We start from the raw sequence: 19,789 nt of genomic DNA on the forward strand, positions 1-19,789 counted from the left end.
GCAACCGCCGCGCCGAGAGCACTCCATCTCATAGGAAGGACCGCCAATAGGGTCCGGCCCTACCCACATCAAAACATAGGCAAAAGCTAGTGCTGCAAATAATCCATAATAATACAAACGCGCGACCATCAGACTAATATGAGCAAACAATAGCGCTGTGCCTGACGCTCCCGAAGATTCACAATCTTCATAGCATTCTTTTAGAGCGAAAAATGCCAAACCTCCGACATACAAAGTGTATGCTATGGAAGCGAAGATGGACCAAGGCACTGACATTGTGTAAAAGAAAACTATGGGCGGGCCTATGAATGCCAATATAAAGCGCGCTGTACTTTTATTCAGCACCTTCGACGCCCCCGTCATGGACGCGACCCCCCTCACGGATTGATGAACGGGAAGTCCTCGCGCGCAATGCGCCGCGCCAGGGCGAGGGTGGTAGCATCATCCTCCCGATACTGCGTGCGGCACACCATCACATGGGACGTCGTATTCCGGGCGGTATCGGCATCCGCCAGAGCGCACCCGTACATGTGACCGTCATCGCCAACATACCGGACGGCGCGGGCCTCGACGGGACCGGTCATCACCATCCCAGGAACCGCGCCGGACACCACCCGCGTTTCATCGGCATCGGACCCAAGGATGGCCCGATTCGTTGAGATGCGAGCATCCATCCGGGTCACGGACACGAACACACGAGCGGCCCCTGTCTGCCCGGTTGGTCCGGCACTAAGTTTTTGCTGAATGCGTTCAAGCGATGGTGCCAGCTTTGCGATCACGTAGAACTGCGATCCTGAAACGCCATCATCGTTCACAACACGTCGGCACTTCGGATTGACGCCCCGCCAAGCCGTAATCTCATTCCACAGTGCCGATCCCCTGACGACAACACCTTCGCAATTGGCCCCCGCCGGCTGATCGACCACGGAAACGTCGCGCACCGTCGCGTCACGGCCGCCTCCCGTCGTCGTCTGACACGCCGCCAGCATCAGCCCCACACCCACCATCAACCACCGCATCGCACCCCTCCTTCAATCCGCGCCTATGTTGCCTCCCGACACGCAAGAAGGGCAAGGGTGCGAGTCGTGGCGCCAGAGCCCTGCATGAGCGCGACGGGACATCGGCCAGGATGACCGCCAACCACGATGGAGGCGGTGCGCATGCCGGGGCTGAGTTCAATCCGCAGCGTTGCGAATGCGATGGACCGCGCCGGCCCGCCCGGTACGGATCTGGTCCACCTGAACACCGAAGAGATGGCGGCGCTGGTGCGCGCCGGCTTTCCCGCCCGCCGCGCGGCCGATGGCACCCTGGCGTTCCCGGATGCGCCGGCCGACGCCGTGGCCCGCGCGGGCGTGCGCGGTGACACCGAGGTGGCCCACGCCGGCAAACAGGCACGGCGCGCCCTGAAAGCCGCCGGTGGCGAGGGCAGTCGCAACCCGACCACGGGCAAGCGGCAGTACGCCAAAGGCGGCAACAGCGGGAGCGATTCATCAGGCAGCGACAGCGACAGGGGTGGGAACGACGGCCAATCCGGCAAGGATCGAGGCTCCGGCCGCACGGGGTCCAGCGACAACAGCCGGGATAGCATTGGCTCCGATGCAGCGACCGGAGGCAAGGGTGGACGGGGCGAGCGAGGCACCGGAGGCGGTTCGTCCAACGGCCGAACCCTGACCAGCCGCATGGCGGACGTCGGTGTCGACGCCACGGCAGGCGGGCGCTACGGCATCGACGACATCAGCCGCGACATCATGTCCCAGGCCATGGACTATGACGACATCGGCAATACGGTCATGGAGGACGTCGGGAACGCCGCTCTAAGCCTGACGACAGGCGTTCGCGAAATGGCCCCCTCGCTCGAGCGCGCGCAAGCGAACCTTGAGACCGGACAGACCGGCGCTCACTGGGGGGTCGACCCTGTCGCAGCGGCAGTTGGTATCGGTTCCTTCGCATTGGGAGGTCCTCCGGGGCTCGGTGCGCTGACCGAGTTGGCGTTCGGGGACATGGTGCCGGACGTTGACCTTGGCCCGGATGTGTTCGGCGGCCAGGGCACACCAAACGCGACGACCGACGCAACCGCACCGATGGCATCGACCGGAACCCCATCCTACGCCGACAGCCGGGATGGCCAGGACGCCCCGGTCGCACCGGACGAGGGTGGTGCCGAGGACGAGGACCCAGCCGAAAAGACGGTCGAGGAGCGCGCCTACTTCCTCCCCTCCTACGTCCGCCCAGACAGCATGCAGGAGAGCGACGCCATGGCCTGGAACACGGGTGGTCCGCCCGGACGCGGCCTGTCCAGCATTGTGTCCGCGCAGGGGCGGTACGGCGACACCGAGACCGCCCACCTGAGCCCCGCCGCCCAGGACGCCCTGCGCTGGCTGGGTGGATCGGGCTCGCGCAATCCCACCACGGGGAAGCGCGAGTTTTTCGACGCCGACTACTACCTATCGCAGAACCCGGACGTGGCCGAATCTGGAATGAACCCGCTCACCCATTACCAGACATACGGATACGCCGAAGGCCGCGCCGGGCAGGCCACGCCCTCGGGCTTCAACGCCAAGCGCTACCTGGAGGGCAACCCGGACGTGGCGGAGGCCGGCGTGGACGCCTATTCGCACTGGGTTGATCACGGCCGAGGCGAAGGGCGCCCGATCCACGCCCCGACCGGCGATGGCCCCGGAACGATGACCGGGCCGCAGTTCGAAAAGGACTATCTGGCCGCCAACCCGGACGTCGCCGAGGCGGTCAAGGCTGGTCAGTTCAAGTCCGGCGCCGAACATCACCTATTGCACGGCCTGGACGAAAACCGCCCTACGTCGGTGCCCACCAAACCCGAGGATCCCGCCCCCGAGGATCCCGCACCGGATTTCGAGACCATCCTGAACAATGCCATCTCTGGCATCCAGGACTACTACACCTCCTATATCGACGATCTCCTCGGCTCTGGCGCTAACGGTGGCGGGAACGGCAACAGCAGCGGTAGCGGCAACGGCAGTGGCGATGATGGCGGCGGGTCGTCCGGGACCGGGGGTGACCTGTCGAGCGGGCCGCTATTCCAGACGCCACGATACCGGACCGGCCGCTATCGCGGCACGTCCGCGCTGGGCTTCTAGGGGGGAGTCCGATGGGCCTTTTCACCGACTTGGCCACGGCCGTGATCCCCAGCCTCATCAGCGGCGGCGTGGCGCTGTATGGCTCGTCGAAGGCGCGCGACGCGAACCGTCAGGCCGCCAACGACTACGCCGTGGGCGCCCAGGAAGGCGCCGATATCCTGTCCGCCGGGCAGGTGGAGGCCCTGGACTACCTCCTTGGGGCCAACGATCAGGTCCGGGGGATCTTTGAGCAGGCGCTGGCGGCGGGGCAAACCCAACTGGAAGCCGCTGCCACGGCCTATGGCGCGGCCACCCAGGGCGGATTGGCATCCTACAGCGACCTGCTTCAGGCGGGCCTGACGGACTATGGCGCGCTCACCGGCCAGACCCTGGGTGCGACGGTGGACACCCTCGGCCAGGGGTCCCGTGCGGCCATGGGAACCGTGGACGCCGGTCGAGATGCGGTGGCCGCCGAATATGCGCCCTACCAGGAGGCCGGGCGCGACGCCTTGGCCCAGCTTCGCGCCGTCGCGCTGTCCGACCCGGGCGCTTTGACCCCGTCCCAGCAACGCCTTGTCGAGGACACCCGGGCCGACATGCGGGCGCGCCTCGCGGCCTCCGGCCTACGCGGGGCCGGCCGGGCCGGGGTCGCCACCTTCAACGATGGCGACGCCGCCCTCGCCGCGCGCCTCCACGACCAGAACCAGGATCGCATCGACCGCGCCACCGAAACGCTCGGCCGCTACGGCTATGGGGCGACGGGATCGGTCGCGGACGCCACGCAGACCGCCGCCCTGACCAACGCCAACACGCTGCTGCGCACGGCCGGCCAACAGGCGGACGCCATCACCGCGGCGGGCCAGCGGATGGCGAACGCACGGCTGGACACATCGCGCGACGTCGCAGGCGCCACCCTGGATACCGCGCGCGACGTCGCCAGCAACACCCAGCGCCTCAGCCTCGCCGGCAGCCAGATGGGGCAAGACTACTTCCGCCAGCTTGCCGATCTGGCGACCTCCGACGCCAGCCTGCGGGCCGACGCGACCACCAGCATCGCCGAGGCGCAGGCCGGGGCGAAGTCGAACGCCAGCTACATGGGCGCCCAGGCGAACATCGCCAACTCGGATTCGAGCAACCGGCTGTACGGGACGCTCGCGGCCATCAGCAGCGACGCGATCAAGAAAGCGTTGGAAGCCTACGGGAAGGATTGACCATGGCTCTCCCCCCTCCGACCCGCATTCCCCGCCCGGGCCCTTCATCTGCCGCCATCCTGCCGCGCCCCGGCGGCCTCCGGTTCATCCGGGGCAATCCGATGATGGAGGGTTTCCAGGCGCAAGAGCAGCGCAACGCCCAGGCCGACGAACGCGCCCGGATCGACGACCAGCGGCGCCGGCAAACCCAGTTGGCGGGCCTTCAGGCCGATGCCGCCAGCGCCCGCGCGGCCGGCCAGGATCCCTTCTGGCGCGAGAACCATCAGGCCAAACTGGCGGCCGCCGGCTTCGGTGGCGAAGCCCTGGCCAGCATGGACCAACACCAGGACCGCGAGGAACAGGCTTACAAGCAGGTCTTCGAGTTGGCGGCGCAGGGCAATGCGGCGGGCGCGAAAGCCCTCGCTCAGCGGGCTGGACTGGAATGGTCCCCTGACCTGGACAAGGCCGTTTCCGACCGCCGCGCCGCGACGATCTTCAAGGAGATCGCCGACTTCGGGGCATCGCACGCGACCCAATGGGCGCAGGCCTATGGAGCCGCCCGCGTCGGCGGCGCCTCCCCCTGGGACGCGGCCGCTCAGGCCGGGCCGGTTCCCCCGAAACCAACCACCCGCGCTCCATCCGCCCTGCGCAATGTCGAGATGCTGGACGCCGAGGGCCAGCCGGTCCTGGGCACGTTTGATCCCAACACCGGCCAGTACACGCCGTCTGACCAGCGCGCCCCGACCCGGCCGTCCGCCGCACGCGACCCCTCGTTGGTGCTGTCTGACGCCCAGCGGGCTGCCCGAGCGCGCGCCGAATCGATGGCGACCGAAGCTGATCCCAATCGGATGACGGGCGCGCGCGAAGAGGTGTTTAACGCACAGGAGTACCAGCGGATCTACCCGCAAATCCTGGCCGAAGAAATGCGCCTCCGAGGCCTTGATCCGAGCATGACCCAACACGCCCCGGCTGCGCCGCCGCCCCACACGCCATCCGCGACCCGCCCCCCTGCGGGTCAGACACCCCAGAATCGCGAGCAGGCCGCCTTGGCTATCCGGGCACGCCTGCAGGCCGGTGAGATCACCCGAGAGCAGGCCATGCAGCAGCTTCGGGAGATGGGCTACTGATGGCCAGCGACACCGACCTGAGCGCGTTCTTGGACGGCCAGACCGACCACCTTCCGCCTCCCGAAGGGGCCCCGTCCCTTGACGCCTTCCTGGACGGCGAAACCGCCCACCTGCCGCCGCCAGGTGGAGCGGCCTCGCTCGATGCGTTCCTGGACGCCGGCGCGCCCGACACCCCATTGCCTCCCGCGCCGCCGGAAACGTGGCTCGGCTGGGGGCGGGAGGGGCTGGAGACCGGTTTCAGCCAGGCGGTCCGCTCGTTCGGCATTGCGGCCGGCCGCGAGAGCACTCCGGATACCATCGCCGAGGCCTACCGCAACCGTGGCCCGGTCCCGGAGGGGCTCGCCGATATCGAGGCGCGAATCGCGCCGGCGGGCGACCGCTTGTCCGAAGCGGCCCAGAGGTATCGCGAGGGGTGGCGTGAGCCGTTCTCGGCCGTCCGGCCTGGGGAACGAGAAGACCCGCCGGACGCCGATCCTCCCGGCACGTGGGTTTCCCGCCAACTGGACCTGTTGCGCGCGGCCGGCGGCTTTGTCGGGGCCATCGGCGAGGCCGCCGTGGAAGACCCGAAGGCCACATCCTACGTCATCGGGCAAGGCTTAGGTACGTCGGCGCCTGGGGTCGGAGCCGGATTGGCAGGGGCCTTCGCGGGCTCGTTGGCTGGCCCGGCCGGGTCCGCCATCGGTGGCCTCGGCGCCATGGGGGCCACCAACACCGCCATGGAAATGGGCCTATGGGTGGAAGGGGCCGTGCTGGAGCGGGCCCAGGACCTCGGCCTTGACCCGGAGGATCCCGCGTCCATTCGGCAGGCGATGCAGGACGAAACCTTCGTCCAGAACGCCCGCGCCGAGGGCCTGCGCAAGGGCTTCACCACGGCCGCGGTCGACACCGCGATTTCCGTTGTGACAGGCGGCGTGTCCCGACTCGTCCAGCCGGCGTCTCACCTGGGGCGGGCCGTCAAGGGTGGCGGCATGTTCGCCATCGAAACCGTCGGCGAGGGCGTATCCGAGGAAGCGGGCGGGTACGCCGCAACGGGCGAGGTGGACCTGACCAACGCCGGCATGGAGATGCTCGGCGGTGCGGGCGCCGGAGCGATCCATGCCGGCGGGATCGGCTTGGTCGAGCGTATGACACGGCCGCCCCCACCTCCCCCCGGGGGGGACGAAGAGGGTTCGGACACCGATACACGGGCGGGCGCGGGCGAACCCCCAGCACCGCCGCCTCCTCTTCCGCCCGGCCCGAAACCGGAACCGGGCGCCCGTGTGACCGCGACGATTGCCGGCGAAGAGTCCCCGATCCTGGGCACCGTGGAATCCGTCGACGATCAGGGCGGCGCCATGGTCCGCATGGCCGACACCGGGGACCTGGAACCCTTCGACGTCCGCGATCTGCGCCCGCTGTCCGAGGCCGATGAAATCCGCACGGTCCTGGGCGAGAACACCCTTCCGCCCGGCTCGGAAACGTCGACCCCGCCCTCGCCGGCCCCGGACGAGCTTGACCGCGTGCTCAACAGCGATCAGCCGGTCGACACGATCATCGCCGACGCCGACGGCCTCCCAACTGGCCGCCAGCGGGTGACCCTGCCCTCCGGCGAGACCTTCGAGGCGGACGTGCAGCCCCTGCCCGACGGGCAGATTCGCGCGGAAACTTCGGATGGCGACGTGCTGGTGTTCGGTGCGGAGGATGGCGCGCGGTTCGAGCCGGTCGACGCCAGCCCGGAGACGCCGTCCCGTCCCGAACATCCGGACACCACGGTCCCCGCCGCGCTTCAGCCGGACGTCGATGCGCTGATAAACCAAGGGTGGGATCCGTTGGACGCCCGGGACGAGGTCATGGAGCGCGCGGCCCTGCGCGATGACACCCCCCTGCCACTGGACGACATCGGCGCGATCGAAGCCGATGACCGCGCGCCCTCCATGCCGACCCCACCCGCCGCCCCGGCATTTGAGGGCATGCAGCAGGGCCGGCGGCTGACCGATGCGGAGATTGGGCTTGAATCCGCTGCCGCCGCAGAGCCGGAAACAGCGCGCGATCGCCTCGACGCCGCCATAGAGGACGAACGGGCGGCGGAGGCCGATCTCTTCGCCAGTATGAACGACCAGACGATTGCGGCATGGACGGCCGCCAGCGAGCGCCGCGCCGCTGCGCAAGCGGCTCTTGACCCAACACCGAATCCCGTCGCGCCGGACGCTGGCATGTCTTCGCGCATTCCGGCCATGCCGGGCGGGGGGCTTCGGCGCGAAGCTGTGGGCATGGGGGAGATGCTGAATTGGGACCGGCCGCTTGATGGAGCGACCGTCTCAGAACGACCGGGGGCGTTTGAACCGCAAGGGTCATCTGTGTCGCAGGCGCCCCCAAGTGCGGACCATGCCGCATGGTGGGACAGCCTTTCGCCTGATGACCGGCGCCGTGTCGTGGGTGGATCAGGTTGGAAAACTCGCGCCGGACATCTTTCGCAACTGGGGCGCAAAATTGCCAGCCGGTTGTGGGACGAACATCCCGACACCGTAAAGGCCACCCTCGCGCGGGCGATGCCGCCCAGCGGGCGCGGGATCACACTGTTTGGTCGGAATACGGCGTCACCCGACACGCCTCCGTCGCCCCCTGTTCAACCGCCGGCCCAGCGGTCACCCCGCCCCTCCCGTCGACGCGCCCCCAAGGCCCCCCCGCTCATAGACCGCTTGGAAAACTACTTCCGGCCGGGGCGGATCGTTCGCGGCTATGCCGGCCAGGATCGCGTGGAGCGCTTCGATCGCCAGCCCGATGGCAGGTGGAGCGTCACGGTTCATCACGTGGACAACGATGGCAACCGAGCCGGCCGCAGTCGCACGCACATGACGCCACCGGATGATCGTGCGCTTCAGGCTTGGGAGCGGGACAACCCATTGGTGGCGGCAACCGACGAGCCACCCACGGGTGGCGGCGCGATCGAGACCCCGCCCGAATGGGATGCGCCGGATAAGGCGCCCCGGCCCTCGCAGACTGAACAGCCGGCCCCGGACAAAGCGAGCGCCCCAGTCCCATCACGCATTGAGGACTTCGGCGAGAAACTGGAGGGAGCACGGAAAGATTACGCGACCAAGCTGCGCGACGCCCAGGCCGTGGACTTGATCGCAGAGCCGCTCTCCAAAGCCTGGCCCGAGCCCGACTACCAGAAGCTTCTGGATGCCGGCACGGATCGAACCATCGTTGCTTTCCTGCGCGCAGCCAGGGATGCCGTCCCTCCAAAGCCGCGCAAGTCGTGGAAGTTGAAGGAGTGGGTTCGTCAGGTCGAAACGCTTCGCAATGCGGCCAATACGATGATGGACGGCGACGGTCAGAAGATCGACCAGCTCATGACTGAACTGCGCCGTCGCAGGCCGTTGCAAAGCATTTTCAACGCCGTCGAACTGTACGAGGCTGTCGGACACCAGAAGTCCCTCAAGGGCGTGCGCATTTCTCGCGGCCAGTACAGCCTGTATGGCGGCAAGGAGTACAACCCGCCCATGGTCATGTGGACCATTGAGCGGGAGGCGAAGGCGACCGCGTTCGGAAACTGGCCGCACAAACTGGCATCTGGTGAAACCCGCGAAGATGCCATCGACAACTTCAAGGCCAACTACGCCACCGTCGAAACGCAGCCAGAAGCCAAGAAACAGATCACGTTCGACATCTACACCCGCGATGTGGCTGGGCGGGCCGCGGCAAAGAACGCCCGTTGGACGATCGGCAAGAAGATCGGTCGTGACCGCATAGACCTGAAGACCTTCGACACCATCCAGGAAGCGCGCGCCTATCTGACCGAGAATCAAACGGAACTGGAGCGGTTGCTTGCCGAGGCTCGTGATATTCCGAACGAGCGGCGCTCCACCAACAGCCCCCGCGTGGGTGTGGATCACCGCGACGGCGCGGATGTTACGCCGGAGCAGTTCACCGAGGCGTTTGGGTTTCGTGGCGTCCAGTTCGGCAATTGGGTGGAAGGGGACCGCCGCCAGCAAGATCTGAACGAAGCCTATGACGCCCTGATGGACCTCGCCGGTGTTCTGAACGTGCCGCCGCGCGCACTGTCCCTGAACGGGGAACTGGGGCTGGCTTTCGGAGCACGGGGGCGGGGCGGCAAGCAGCCTGCCAAGGCCCACTACGAGCCCGACACGATCGTCATCAACCTGACGAAAAAGGCAGGCGCCGGCTCGCTGGCCCATGAGTGGTGGCATGCGCTGGACAACTACTTCTCCCGTCGTCGCGGGCAGTCCGGATACCTGACCAACGCCCCCTACGAGCGGCCGTCATACGATGCCGAGCGGAATAAGGTTCCGGACCCGACGCGGCCTGAGATGATCGACGCGTTTGCGAGCGTGATGCGCGCGATCAAGCAAACCTCTCTGTCCCAACGGTCCAGACACCTGGATAAGCGCCGGACCAAGGCCTATTGGGCGACCGACATCGAAATGTCGGCTCGGGCCTTCGAGAGCTACGTCATCAACAAGCTGGGCGACCAGGGGGCCGCCAACGACTATCTCGCCAACGTCGTCAGTGAGGATGCCTGGACGCTTGAGGGTGGCTATCCCTACCCGACGGCCGGGGAAATCCCGGCAATCCGTGCAGCGTTCGACCACCTGTTCGACGTCATCGAGACCCGCGAGACGGCCGATGGCAATGTCGCTCTATTCAGCACGCGACACCCCACGTCGCCCCGCGCCGCGTCCCTGGCCTACACCGAGGCCGTTACGGCGGATGCGGTTCGCCTGCGCCGGCGCCTGAAAGCCAAGCTGCGTGAGATGGGGCTGGGCGACGTGGATGTGGTCATCGCCAACGATATCGGCGGCGGCACACGCAACGGCTTCTACTGGCGCGGCTTGATCGCGGTCGCCCTGGACCAGGGGCCCGACGCGGCCGAGGCCACGCTGGACCACGAAGCCATCCACGCCCTGCGCCGGCTCGGTCTCCTCAAGGGCGCCGACTGGCGGGCCTTGGAGCAGGCCGCCCGCGCGGAAGGCTGGATTACCAAGCACCGCGTGGCGAAACGCTACCCGGACCTCTCGGCCGAGCAGCAGCTTGAAGAGGCCATCGCCGACGAGTTCCGGACGCGCCGCGCCGGCAAACCCCACCGTCACGCCCTGGTCCGCCGAGCGTTGAACGTCATCGCCCGCATCCTCGACCGGATCCGCGAGGTGTTCACAGAGCGCGGCATGACGGCCGAAGACGTGTTCCGGCGCATTGAGACCGGGCGGGTGCGACAGGATAGGCGTGAGCGTCAAACCGGACCACGAGCGCGGCCGGATGAAAGCCGGACTGGCCCCTTCGGACCGGTATTCACCGGCTACCACCATGACGCACAGGGCGCCATTAAGCGGCTTCTGGAGGAAAAGACGGGCGAAGCCGTGGCGGCCCTGTATCACCCCGAAATAGGCGACATCGATCTCGTCTGGGGACTAGAGGGCACCGGAGCCAGCAATGGATATGGCCTCGCCAAGCTGGCGCGCTGGCATCCCGAGGTCTTGGACGACCTACAAAGCATTCTGAGCGATATGCGGGTTGAGCAACGCGGCGGAAACAGGGTCCGATTGGCGTCCGAACGATACCGTGCCGTGGTTCGCCTGCAATGGGATAACCAAGCGAAAAATTGGCTGCTCACGGCCTTCGAAAAGAGAAGAAGCGGCATCGGCACGACGACAGGCACTGCCGAACTTTCTGGTGGGGATGACACAGCTCGCTCCACCGCCGCTTCATCTCATAATGTAGACCAAAGCACGCCGGGGTTCCAGAGCCCTGACGAATCCCGCCGCCTCCCCGCCGACACGCCGACCCCGGATCAAGCCATCCGACAGGGCGAAGCCGGCCTTCGCGACCAGCGCACCACCCAGGGCCAGGGCGAGACCTTGGCCCACCAGCTCGGGCGTATCCGGTCCTACATCCTGCATCCGCGCATGATCGCCAGCCGGCACGCGGGCTTCGTGCCCGTCTACAACGCCGTCATCGACCGGCGCCGGCTGCGCGACAACATCACCATCACCCTGACCGAGAAGCGCCGCCCCTATGTGAACTTGAACGAGGCCAGCAAGCGCAAGGTCAACGCGGTGCTCGAGATCGGCCGCCTCCACCAGTCCAACTACACGGACACCCAGCTGAGAGAGGGCGTCACGACGGCTCTCGAAGGCACATCCGCCGCCACGAAGGGCACCGTCTACCGCCTGACCGATAAGGAGATCGCGGGCTACCGCGCCTACCGCGAGACCATGGATACGGCGCTGGACCTGTTCCGCGACCAGATGATCGAGGAATGGGCCGACCGTCTGGGTGTGCCGAAGGCCGAGGTGGCGACCCTCAAGCAGATCGCCGAAAAGATCGCCGTCATGGAGGACGGGCCACAGCGGGACCAGTGGCGGCAGTTCTACGACACCATCTTCCAGATCGAGAACCAGAAGCGAATCGGGTACGTGCCGTTCAGTCGCTGGGGCACCATCGCCGTCAAGGTCACGTCCGAGACCGAGACGGAGCCTGTTCCCGGTGCCGAACCGGACCCGCAGACCGGAGAGGTCCCGACCCGGCCGAAACTGGTGCGCTGGGAGAAGATCGAGATCGACGGCATGGGCCAAGCCGCGCAGCGGGCTATCGAGGCCGCCTTGCAGCGCGGTGACGGCGGCCGGATCGCGCAGATCCCGGCCGTGCGCAAACGGCTCGCAGCGCTGCGCCGGCAGTACCCGGAGGGCGCGTTCAAGATCAACCCGCCGCGCGAATTGGCCGGCCCCCTCAACACCGAGGACGTCACCATCGCCGGCATCGACGCCCTCGCCAACAACGCCGGCATCGCCCAGAACAAGGCCTACGGGGAAGTCCGGGACGCACTTGAGGATGCGATCCAGGCCCGCGGCTTCCGACGGCACTTCTTCCAGGCCCGCAACGTGCCCGGATACAGCGGCGACCTGGACCGGGCTGGCGCGGACTATGTCGTCGGGATCGCGCGCTACCTGTCCGACCGGCACTACCGCCAGCCGATCGAGACGGCGCTCGGCAAGATCGACCCGCGCCAGAAGCGCCTGAAGGACTATGCCGACCGCTACGTGGACTACGTCGATCAGCCGCAGGAGGAGTGGCAGACGCTCCGCGCCTTCGCGTTCTACTACCTGCTGACCGGCTTCGGATCGGCCTTCGTCAACCTTACCCAGGTGCCAATCATCACCGCACCGTATGCCGCCATGTTCGAAAGCAACCCCGGCCGCCTCGCCTGGCAGTTCGCGCGGGCCGCCGGCGAGGCCATGGCGATGGTCACGGTCAAGAACGGCTGGGAGGCCTTCGATCCAAGCAAGGCGCCAAAGGACGTGCGCGACGACCTCACTGCCGCGTGGCACGACGGCCAGATGTGGCCGCAGACGTCATTCGAGGAAATGGCCCTCGCCCATCGCCGTACCCTGTTCCAGAACCTCGGGCACACGGCCGCATCCGATGCCGGCCGGATCGGCGGCAAGGCCCTGGGCGGCGCCTTGGAAACGCTGACCCTGATGTTCTCGTTCGCGGAGCGGTTCAACCGGATCGTGACGTTCATCGTTGGCCACCGGCTGGGGCAGAAGCCGGGGACGAAACGGCGGCTGGCCGAGATTTACGCCAAGAACCCGCTCGCCCGCTCCAACGTGGTGCTGGATCCAAGCCCGCGCGCGGTCGGGACGTGGCTCATCGAAGAGACCCACTACCGCATGGGCAAGGAGAACCGCGCGGCCATCGGACGCGGACCGGGAGCCCCGATCACACAGTTCAAGGGCTTCATGATGCAGACCCTGGAACTGTACGCCCGCATGGCGACCCGTCATGGCCCGGCCGGCCGGCGGGCGTTCGCTGGCATGATGGTCATGCTGCTGATGTCGGGGGGCGCGTTCGGCCTGCCTGGCGCGGACGACCTGAAGGATATGATCGAGGCCCTATGGCGTCAGTATTTCGGGGTCGACCGCGACTTCGAGACCGAGTTCCGCGAAGCGCTGATCGAACTGACCGACAGCCGCACCGTCGCCGAGGTGCTGGCGCGCGGCGCATCGCGGGCCACCCCGGTTGACCTGGGCCGTCGCATCGGCTTGGGCGACCTGATCCCGACCGCTCAGCGCGACATGGATTGGTCTGATCTGGCCGGGCCGGCCGTCTCGACGGTCACGCAACGGGCCCGCCAGTTGGCCGTCGCCTCTAGCCGCGATGACTGGTCCGAGGCGATGGCGCTGGCCCTGCCCGCCCTCGTTCCGGCCTTCCTGCAATATCCCCTCCAGGGCCTCGTGACCTATCCGACCGTCGGCGTCGTCTCGTCCTACGACGGCATGACGCTGATCCGGCCGGAGGACATCCAGACCGACGATCAGATGTGGAAGGCCCTCGGCTTCACCTCGACCCGCCTCTCGCGCGAATGGGAGGCCCGGGAGGCCATCCGCCGGCGCGGCTCCGCCGTCGATGTGCTGCGCTCACGCACATACATGAAACTCGCCCTGGCTCTGGCGGAGCAGATGCAGGCCGAGGAAGCCGGCGACACGGCTCGCGCGGATGCCGCTGACCGACGCTACCGGGACGTGCTGGCCGCCAACGCCCTGCACAACGAGGCCGTCCGCGCCGCTGGACGCGAGTGGGAAGAGGTGCATGTGCGAAAAGCCACCCTCATTCGCAAGGTCCACGAGCTGATCGAGGGCAAACGCCCCCAACTGCCCCAACGCCTCCAGGGCACCCAGGAGCGGACCGAAGCGGTGTTCGGCCACTGAGCGCGGCGGGACAAGCCGTAGGGTGACCGAAGACCACCCCACGGAACCCGGCGCGCCCATGACCACTCCGATCACCTTCGAAGTCCTGGGGACCATCCTGACCATCATCGCGACCACGGTAGGGGTGGCGATCTGGATCGTGACCGAGATCGCGAAGAGCCGGCGAGACTCCCAGGACGGGCGGCGGGAGCTGTATGCCCGGATCGACCAAAACATGCATGAGATCGCGGAAACCTATATGCGCCGCGACCTGCATGACGCCGAGATGCGAGCCGTCCAGCACTCCTTGCAGGAAACGAACACCATCCTGTCGAACATCACCAACCGCGTTTGCCCATTCGAGGCGCGCCCGGACCCAGGGGACCGTCCTTCGCAGGAGACACGATGATGGTCGAGACCCCGAGCCTTTATTCCCACTACCGCGATGTGCCGGCCGGCTCCTGGCGCTGGCCGCATTTCAGCCCGGCCGAAATCGCCTGTCGGGGAACCGGGGAAATCCTGGTCCATCCGCAGGCGCTCGACGCGCTGGAAGCCCTGCGCGCTGCCCTGGGCGGCAAGCCTCTGATCGTCAACAGCGCGTACCGGTCCGCGACGCACAACAAGGCGGTTGGTGGCGCCACGCACTCCAAACACCGCGAGGGCACCGCCTTCGACATCGCGTGCGGCAACGTCCACCCGACCGTGCTGCGCGATGCCGCCATGGCCTGCGGCTTTCAGGCCGCCGCCTACTACCCCAAGCAGGGATTCGTGCATGTGGACCTGGGACCGCCCCGCTCCTGGGGCCCGGCGTTCCCGGCCCGACCGCTTGTGGATGGCGAGGACGACGAACGGTTCGCGGTCGAGAAGACCAAGCCCGCGCCCGGCAAAGTCTCGACCGCCGTTGGTCTGGGCACGTCCGTTGCCGGCGGAGGGGCCGCCATCCTGGAGCAGTTCGATGGCGACCTCGCCAAGCTCGCCGTCGTGGCCTTGGTCCTGCTGGTCGGCGGCGCTCTCCTTGCGGCGTGGCGTCTGGGTTGGTTGACGGAGCGTGCGCGGTGATCGGCGCTATCGGGCTCGTCGCCCGTTTCGGCCCGGCCTTTGCCGTCGTCGGCGTGCTTCTGGCGGCGGCCGCAGGGGGATCGTGGATCACGTCGACCGTAGACGAACGCGACCAACTGGAACTGGAGACAGCGGAGCAGCGCGAAACCATAGCGGCCTACGACGCCGCGCTGAAAAAGGCCGAGGCGGATCGGCGGGCCGTCGAAGCGGCGCTAGGCCGCGCTGCTGAGCAAACCGCGCGTCTCGTCTCCGACCGCGCCACCATCCTGGAGGACCTAAGCCATGCGACCGCTCCGGACTGTCCTGTGCCTGATGCTGTGCGCCGCGCCGTTGATCGCCTGTACTCCGGCGAGGGAAGTGGCTGGGCCGCCGACCGAGGCCCGCAAGCCGATCCCTGACGCGCTGATGGACTGCCCGGAGGGATCCGAGAGGCCGGATCGGATCGACATAGTGTCCCTGTCGATCACCCTGGCCGAGGAACGAACCGCCGGGGAAATCTGTCGCGCCAGGATGCGGGAAATCAGGGATCTGGTGACCCCAGCACCTCGGCGCGGCGGGCCCGCCCTGCCTCTGTCAGGCTCCACCGACCCTCGATAGGGGGAGCCACCAGCCCAGCCCGCAAGGCCCTGACAGACAGCCATATCGGCACATCAAAGTCCAGGTGCCCGTCTTGATCGGCCCCCATAAGCCACAGGGTCACGGCGTGGTCTTCGGTCAAGCGTGTCATGATAGGCGGCCCGATGCTCTTCCCAGCGAATTCACTTTGTCACGCCCCCGCCCGCATTTCAACTCCCGCCGCGCGGGGCTCTCTCTTAGGTCGAGACCGGAAAAGGTCCGGCCGACGCGCACACTGACGCGCACCGTGACCGTAGATGGCGTCGCCGTCAGCCTCGATCATACGGTGGATGGCGCGGCGGTCGGGGTCTACATCACGCCACCGGATCAGACCGAGCCGGAGGTCCGCATCCTGTGTCACCGGCTTTCGGTGGCGCTGTGCCGGCTGATCCAGGACCGGCCAGCGGACCTTTGACCTGCGCCCCGTCTAGGTACGCGGCGGGCCGCGATCAAGCGCGCCACGACGTCTTCTCTATAAGCGATCCAAGCCGCCAGCAACCGCTTCCGTTTCGCCCCGCCAACGTCGCCGATAGCCCGAAACAGCGATTAAACTGATAGCCATAGGTCGCAAATCGCACCTACCCACCCTTCTCCACATATGGTATAATTGTTCGCGATATCGTGGCGACGGCTAATATTCTCAATCCCCATATCCGCGCGACGAGAGCAATCGAACCCAAATCGGTTGATCTAAAGTCAACCGATCCAAAATAAAAAAATCACGTCAGCAAAAAAGTGGGAAGTTTAATATGTCGATACCAAGCTGGACCCCTTTTGGTACAATGATGTATTTTCCTCGTCTGGATGCAAGCGGACACACGCTTCCTGTTTACACCATAGGGTGGCGCTTCACTGATGATGCCGATGAGTGGTCAAGGCGTTTCATTGGCTTTAAAAATGGCGAACGCGAACATTTGCGCGGCGCCGCCCGGGCCTTAAGGTACTGCATGCAGGACTTTGTGTATAAGAAAAAATTAAAAAAAGAAAGCACTGGATTATTAACCGCCATATATTCTTCAAAGACAAGGTCAGAAGAAAATTCTTCCTTATATATACTTGGAAAGTGGCTGTCGGCTCAGTTGGATGTAAAATTTCTTTCACATCACCTTACAAAAGAGGTGCACAGATCCCTTCATAGCTTGGGGTCAAGGTACGATCGAGATTCGGAGGTTTTTCAAAAATATAGATGCACGAAAATTACTGGAGTAACTGATGTTATTATTTTAGATGATCTTGTTACTAGGGGCGCTACATTTAAAGATATAAGTCGATCGATCGAAAAAAGTACGCCCGGAGTCTCAGTATACGGAATTGCTCTTGCCAAAAATGAGAGGGTTTCGTATGCTAAACAATGCGGAGCCTCCATAAGTAATGGTCATATACCGGAAAATATGAATAGGTTATGGATTGGAAGTAAATAAATGAGCTCCATTGTATCAAATGAAACCTACCGCATACTGAAACTTTCAGTGACACCGGGAGTTGGCGCAGCTTGTTTGCGTAAGATATCCTTATTTGCTCAGAAAAATGGAATCGAATCACTTTACAATGATAGAGATGTATACAAGTTTCTGCCCTCAAGAATAGAAGCGTATAACGCAGAGAGCTCAAGTACATCTGCGGACAAAATTCTTGTGTCCTGTGATGAAAACAATGTTCGTTTGATATCGTTTCTAGACCCCCTATACCCTGCCGCATTAAAAAGTGTCCCCGACTTTCCAGTTCTCCTTTATATAAAGGGCGACGCAGCAGCCCTCTCGAAGGTTGGCTGCGCTGTCGTCGGAACGAGGCACGCAAGTAAGCTTGGGCTTAGCTGGGCTCGGCAAATTGCCTCACTACTTGTTAAGAACGGATTTTGCGTCGTTAGTGGTCTCGCGCTCGGAATTGATACGGCAGCTCACGAAGGCGCTTTACAGGCTGGCGGGGCTACGGTGGCGGTCATGGCCCATGGTCTTGATAAGGTGACGCCAGCAAGAAATAAGAACCTATCGACCCAAATAATTGAAAATGGTGGAGCCCTGGTTTCTGAACATGCTCCTGGAGTTCCGCCCCGAAAACAAGAGTATGTTCGTAGAAACAGGATACAAAGCGGCCTTTCTATATGCTCTTTAGTGGTAGAGAGCAGCGAAAGCGGCGGATCAATATATCAGGGCAAGTTTACATTGCAACAGAATAGGAAGTTATTTTGTATTATGCCCCCTGAAAATACACGCGGGGTATCCGACTTTCAGGCAGCGGGCGCGAGGAGGTTGATTAGAGAAGCGGGAGCCAAGCCGATTGGCTCGAGCGAGGAGTTGCTTTCGGCAATTAATTCCGCAGAGATAACCAACTCAATGAACTAAAGCTCTTAGCGTCGTGGATGGCGTCCCAGAGCTCAGTGACGGTGCGGACGCCGCAGATGGAACCGCGTAAGCATTTGCCTACTTCGCAGCCACTCCCAATAGGAAATCGAGAAACCCCCGCCGCGCATCAGGCCGCAAGGCCCTGTACGCCTCCAGGACTTCGCGCTCCTCGGGATCATCCGACGCCGCGGAGTTGCCACCTGCTAGCGGATCATGCTGTCCGAAGAAGGTAGAGACGGGAACGCCGAGAACACGGGCCGCTGAAGCCATGGCGCTGACGGTGATGATCACGCTGCCATTCTCCAGCCGGTGGACCTGAGCCGGCTGCATCCCCATGCGCTCCGCCATGTCAGCCACCGACAGGCCCGCGCGTTCCCGCGCCTCTCGGATGGACTGGCCTATGTCGCGCTCCAAGGCAACGTTCCGCTGCCCACGGCGCCGCACGCTTTCATTCATTGAAAGCCCCCCCTACTGTCACCCATTGATAGCATAGGGGCTGGTGGCGCTATAGCCTTTCTTTAGTTGTGTATCTCCCCTAACGAAAGTTAGGGGATCTCGCGGGACTCAAAACTTCAGCGATGGCTCGCCGCGACGGGCGGCTCGCGCCAAAACCACGACGGTCCGAAAAACGGGATTCTTAGCACTCGTCGGATCCTCGAACTGACTCACCTTGAAACGCAGTACCCTGGCAGAGGCATTCGCTGCGCCTCGGGCTGCTCATCTTCAGCGTATCGGCCGCCGCTGAAACGCGGGCAATCGCGCCCGAGGCCGGCGCGGACAAGGGCCGCCGCAATATCATGGTGATCGATCGAGCACACCCCGATCATTCGGTCGTATGACCTTTCGCCCGTCAGCGTGCAGGTGACGATCCGGCCGCCAACCAAGGTGCGCATGAACCGCGCTGCCTCAGGGCCGCCAGGGTCGGCCAGCTCCGGAGCATGCAAGCCCTGGAGTCGGATCGGCTGACCGGAAACCACAATCGTGTCGCCGTCGCGGACGTGCGTGACCTGACCGGTCAGTGTGTCGGTGGCGTAGGCGGAGGTCATCATGATGATGGTCATAATGGTGGCTAGCTGGGCGGAGATACAATGCATCGGCGGGACCTCATACTCGAAACAAATTGTGGTGGCCTCAATCCGGCCACCACCTTCTTTCGGCATACTTCTTCGCTAATCGCAGCGAAAAACGGCACAATAACCGATTGATTTTAGGAACGAACCCACTTCGTGAACAACATGATGAGCCAGGGCGCGGTGCTGATCGACGGGGCCGGCGTGGCCTCCCTGCCCTGCCACGAAGACTGATCCCCCTCTCGCCGATCCCCCAGTCGTGCGCCCGCGTGTCGTCCGGTCCCGAACCGCGCGGGCGTTTTTGCCTCCGAAGGAGACCCCGCCATGGCCTTTGCCCCTCAGGATCTGTCGGTGCTCTGTTACGCCAACGGCTTCACGCTCTGGCACTACACCACCGACGACACCGCCGCCGCCGTCACCGGCGCCCGGTATTTCGATCCGGCCGCGCCCTATGTACGCGTCGGCGATGTGATGATCTGCAACACCGATACGGATGGGACGCCCGGCGCGGCGCTCTACCGCGTGGCGGGCAACGCCGACGGCGCGGTCAGCGTGGCGGCGGTGTAGGCCCCCCGACCCATTCCGCGCCGCACCACACCCCGCCCCTCAC

At 65.0% G+C, this 19,789-nt stretch carries 14 protein-coding genes; 11 read left to right on the forward strand and 3 right to left on the reverse strand.

Annotated elements, in window-relative coordinates:
• Window positions 1-377 precede the first annotated feature (377 nt).
• Entirely contained in the window at window positions 378-998 is a 621-nt protein-coding gene (locus GGD82_RS12230; protein WP_150062473.1) for a hypothetical protein, read from the reverse strand.
• 162 nt (window positions 999-1,160) lie between these two features.
• Between GGD82_RS12230 and GGD82_RS12235 the strand changes: the two genes are divergently transcribed.
• The 10 genes from GGD82_RS12235 (at window position 1,161) to dprA (ending at window position 18,109) form a co-directional block, all read left to right on the forward strand.
• Window positions 1,161-3,113, forward strand: coding sequence for a hypothetical protein (locus tag GGD82_RS12235; RefSeq protein ID WP_150062472.1), 1,953 nt, complete (start codon window positions 1,161-1,163; stop codon window positions 3,111-3,113).
• An 11-nt stretch (window positions 3,114-3,124) separates the two neighbouring features.
• On the forward strand, window positions 3,125-4,303 hold the full coding sequence (locus GGD82_RS12240) for a hypothetical protein (protein ID WP_150062471.1): 1,179 nt from the start codon (window positions 3,125-3,127) through the stop codon (window positions 4,301-4,303).
• A gap of 2 nt (window positions 4,304-4,305) precedes the next feature.
• Window positions 4,306-5,409 (forward strand): hypothetical protein, encoded by a 1,104-nt coding sequence (locus GGD82_RS12245; RefSeq protein WP_150062470.1) that lies wholly within the window; start codon window positions 4,306-4,308, stop codon window positions 5,407-5,409.
• Complete coding sequence (locus tag GGD82_RS12250) at window positions 5,409-14,114, forward strand: PLxRFG domain-containing protein (RefSeq protein ID WP_150062469.1); 8,706 nt, start codon at window positions 5,409-5,411, stop codon at window positions 14,112-14,114. Before GGD82_RS12245 ends, GGD82_RS12250 begins: the two co-directional genes overlap by 1 nt.
• Window positions 14,115-14,172: 58 nt before the next feature.
• Window positions 14,173-14,502, forward strand: a complete 330-nt coding sequence (locus GGD82_RS12255; protein WP_150062468.1) for a hypothetical protein — start codon at window positions 14,173-14,175, stop codon at window positions 14,500-14,502.
• Window positions 14,499-15,152, forward strand: coding sequence for a YcbK family protein (locus tag GGD82_RS20825; RefSeq protein WP_211364770.1), 654 nt, complete (start codon window positions 14,499-14,501; stop codon window positions 15,150-15,152). Before GGD82_RS12255 ends, GGD82_RS20825 begins: the two co-directional genes overlap by 4 nt.
• Entirely contained in the window at window positions 15,149-15,550 is a 402-nt protein-coding gene (locus GGD82_RS12265; protein WP_150062467.1) for a hypothetical protein, read from the forward strand. The genes GGD82_RS20825 and GGD82_RS12265 overlap by 4 nt, the downstream gene beginning before the upstream one ends.
• A gap of 464 nt (window positions 15,551-16,014) precedes the next feature.
• The gene (locus tag GGD82_RS12270) at window positions 16,015-16,182 is read left to right on the forward strand and encodes a hypothetical protein (RefSeq protein WP_170284285.1); all 168 of its coding nucleotides are present in this window, start codon (window positions 16,015-16,017) and stop codon (window positions 16,180-16,182) included.
• Window positions 16,183-16,516: 334 nt separating this feature from the next.
• Complete coding sequence (locus GGD82_RS12275) at window positions 16,517-17,188, forward strand: hypothetical protein (RefSeq protein WP_150062466.1); 672 nt, start codon at window positions 16,517-16,519, stop codon at window positions 17,186-17,188.
• The gene (dprA, locus tag GGD82_RS12280; RefSeq protein WP_150062465.1) at window positions 17,189-18,109 is read left to right on the forward strand and encodes a DNA-processing protein DprA; all 921 of its coding nucleotides are present in this window, start codon (window positions 17,189-17,191) and stop codon (window positions 18,107-18,109) included.
• A gap of 78 nt (window positions 18,110-18,187) precedes the next feature.
• Here dprA and GGD82_RS12285 read toward each other — a convergent pair whose 3' ends face one another.
• Entirely contained in the window at window positions 18,188-18,565 is a 378-nt protein-coding gene (locus GGD82_RS12285; RefSeq protein WP_150062464.1) for a helix-turn-helix domain-containing protein, read from the reverse strand.
• Between the two features lie 209 nt (window positions 18,566-18,774).
• Window positions 18,775-19,269 carry a thermonuclease family protein gene (locus tag GGD82_RS12290; protein ID WP_211364769.1) on the reverse strand — a complete coding sequence of 165 codons (495 nt, stop codon included), beginning with the start codon at window positions 19,267-19,269 and terminating at the stop codon, window positions 18,775-18,777.
• Between the two features lie 234 nt (window positions 19,270-19,503).
• Between GGD82_RS12290 and GGD82_RS12295 the strand changes: the two genes are divergently transcribed.
• Entirely contained in the window at window positions 19,504-19,746 is a 243-nt protein-coding gene (locus GGD82_RS12295) for a hypothetical protein (RefSeq protein ID WP_150062463.1), read from the forward strand.
• The last annotated feature ends 43 nt before the right edge of the window (window positions 19,747-19,789 follow it).

This window comes from Roseospira marina (assembly GCF_014197855.1).
Lineage (GTDB): Bacteria > Pseudomonadota > Alphaproteobacteria > Rhodospirillales > Rhodospirillaceae > Rhodospira > Rhodospira marina.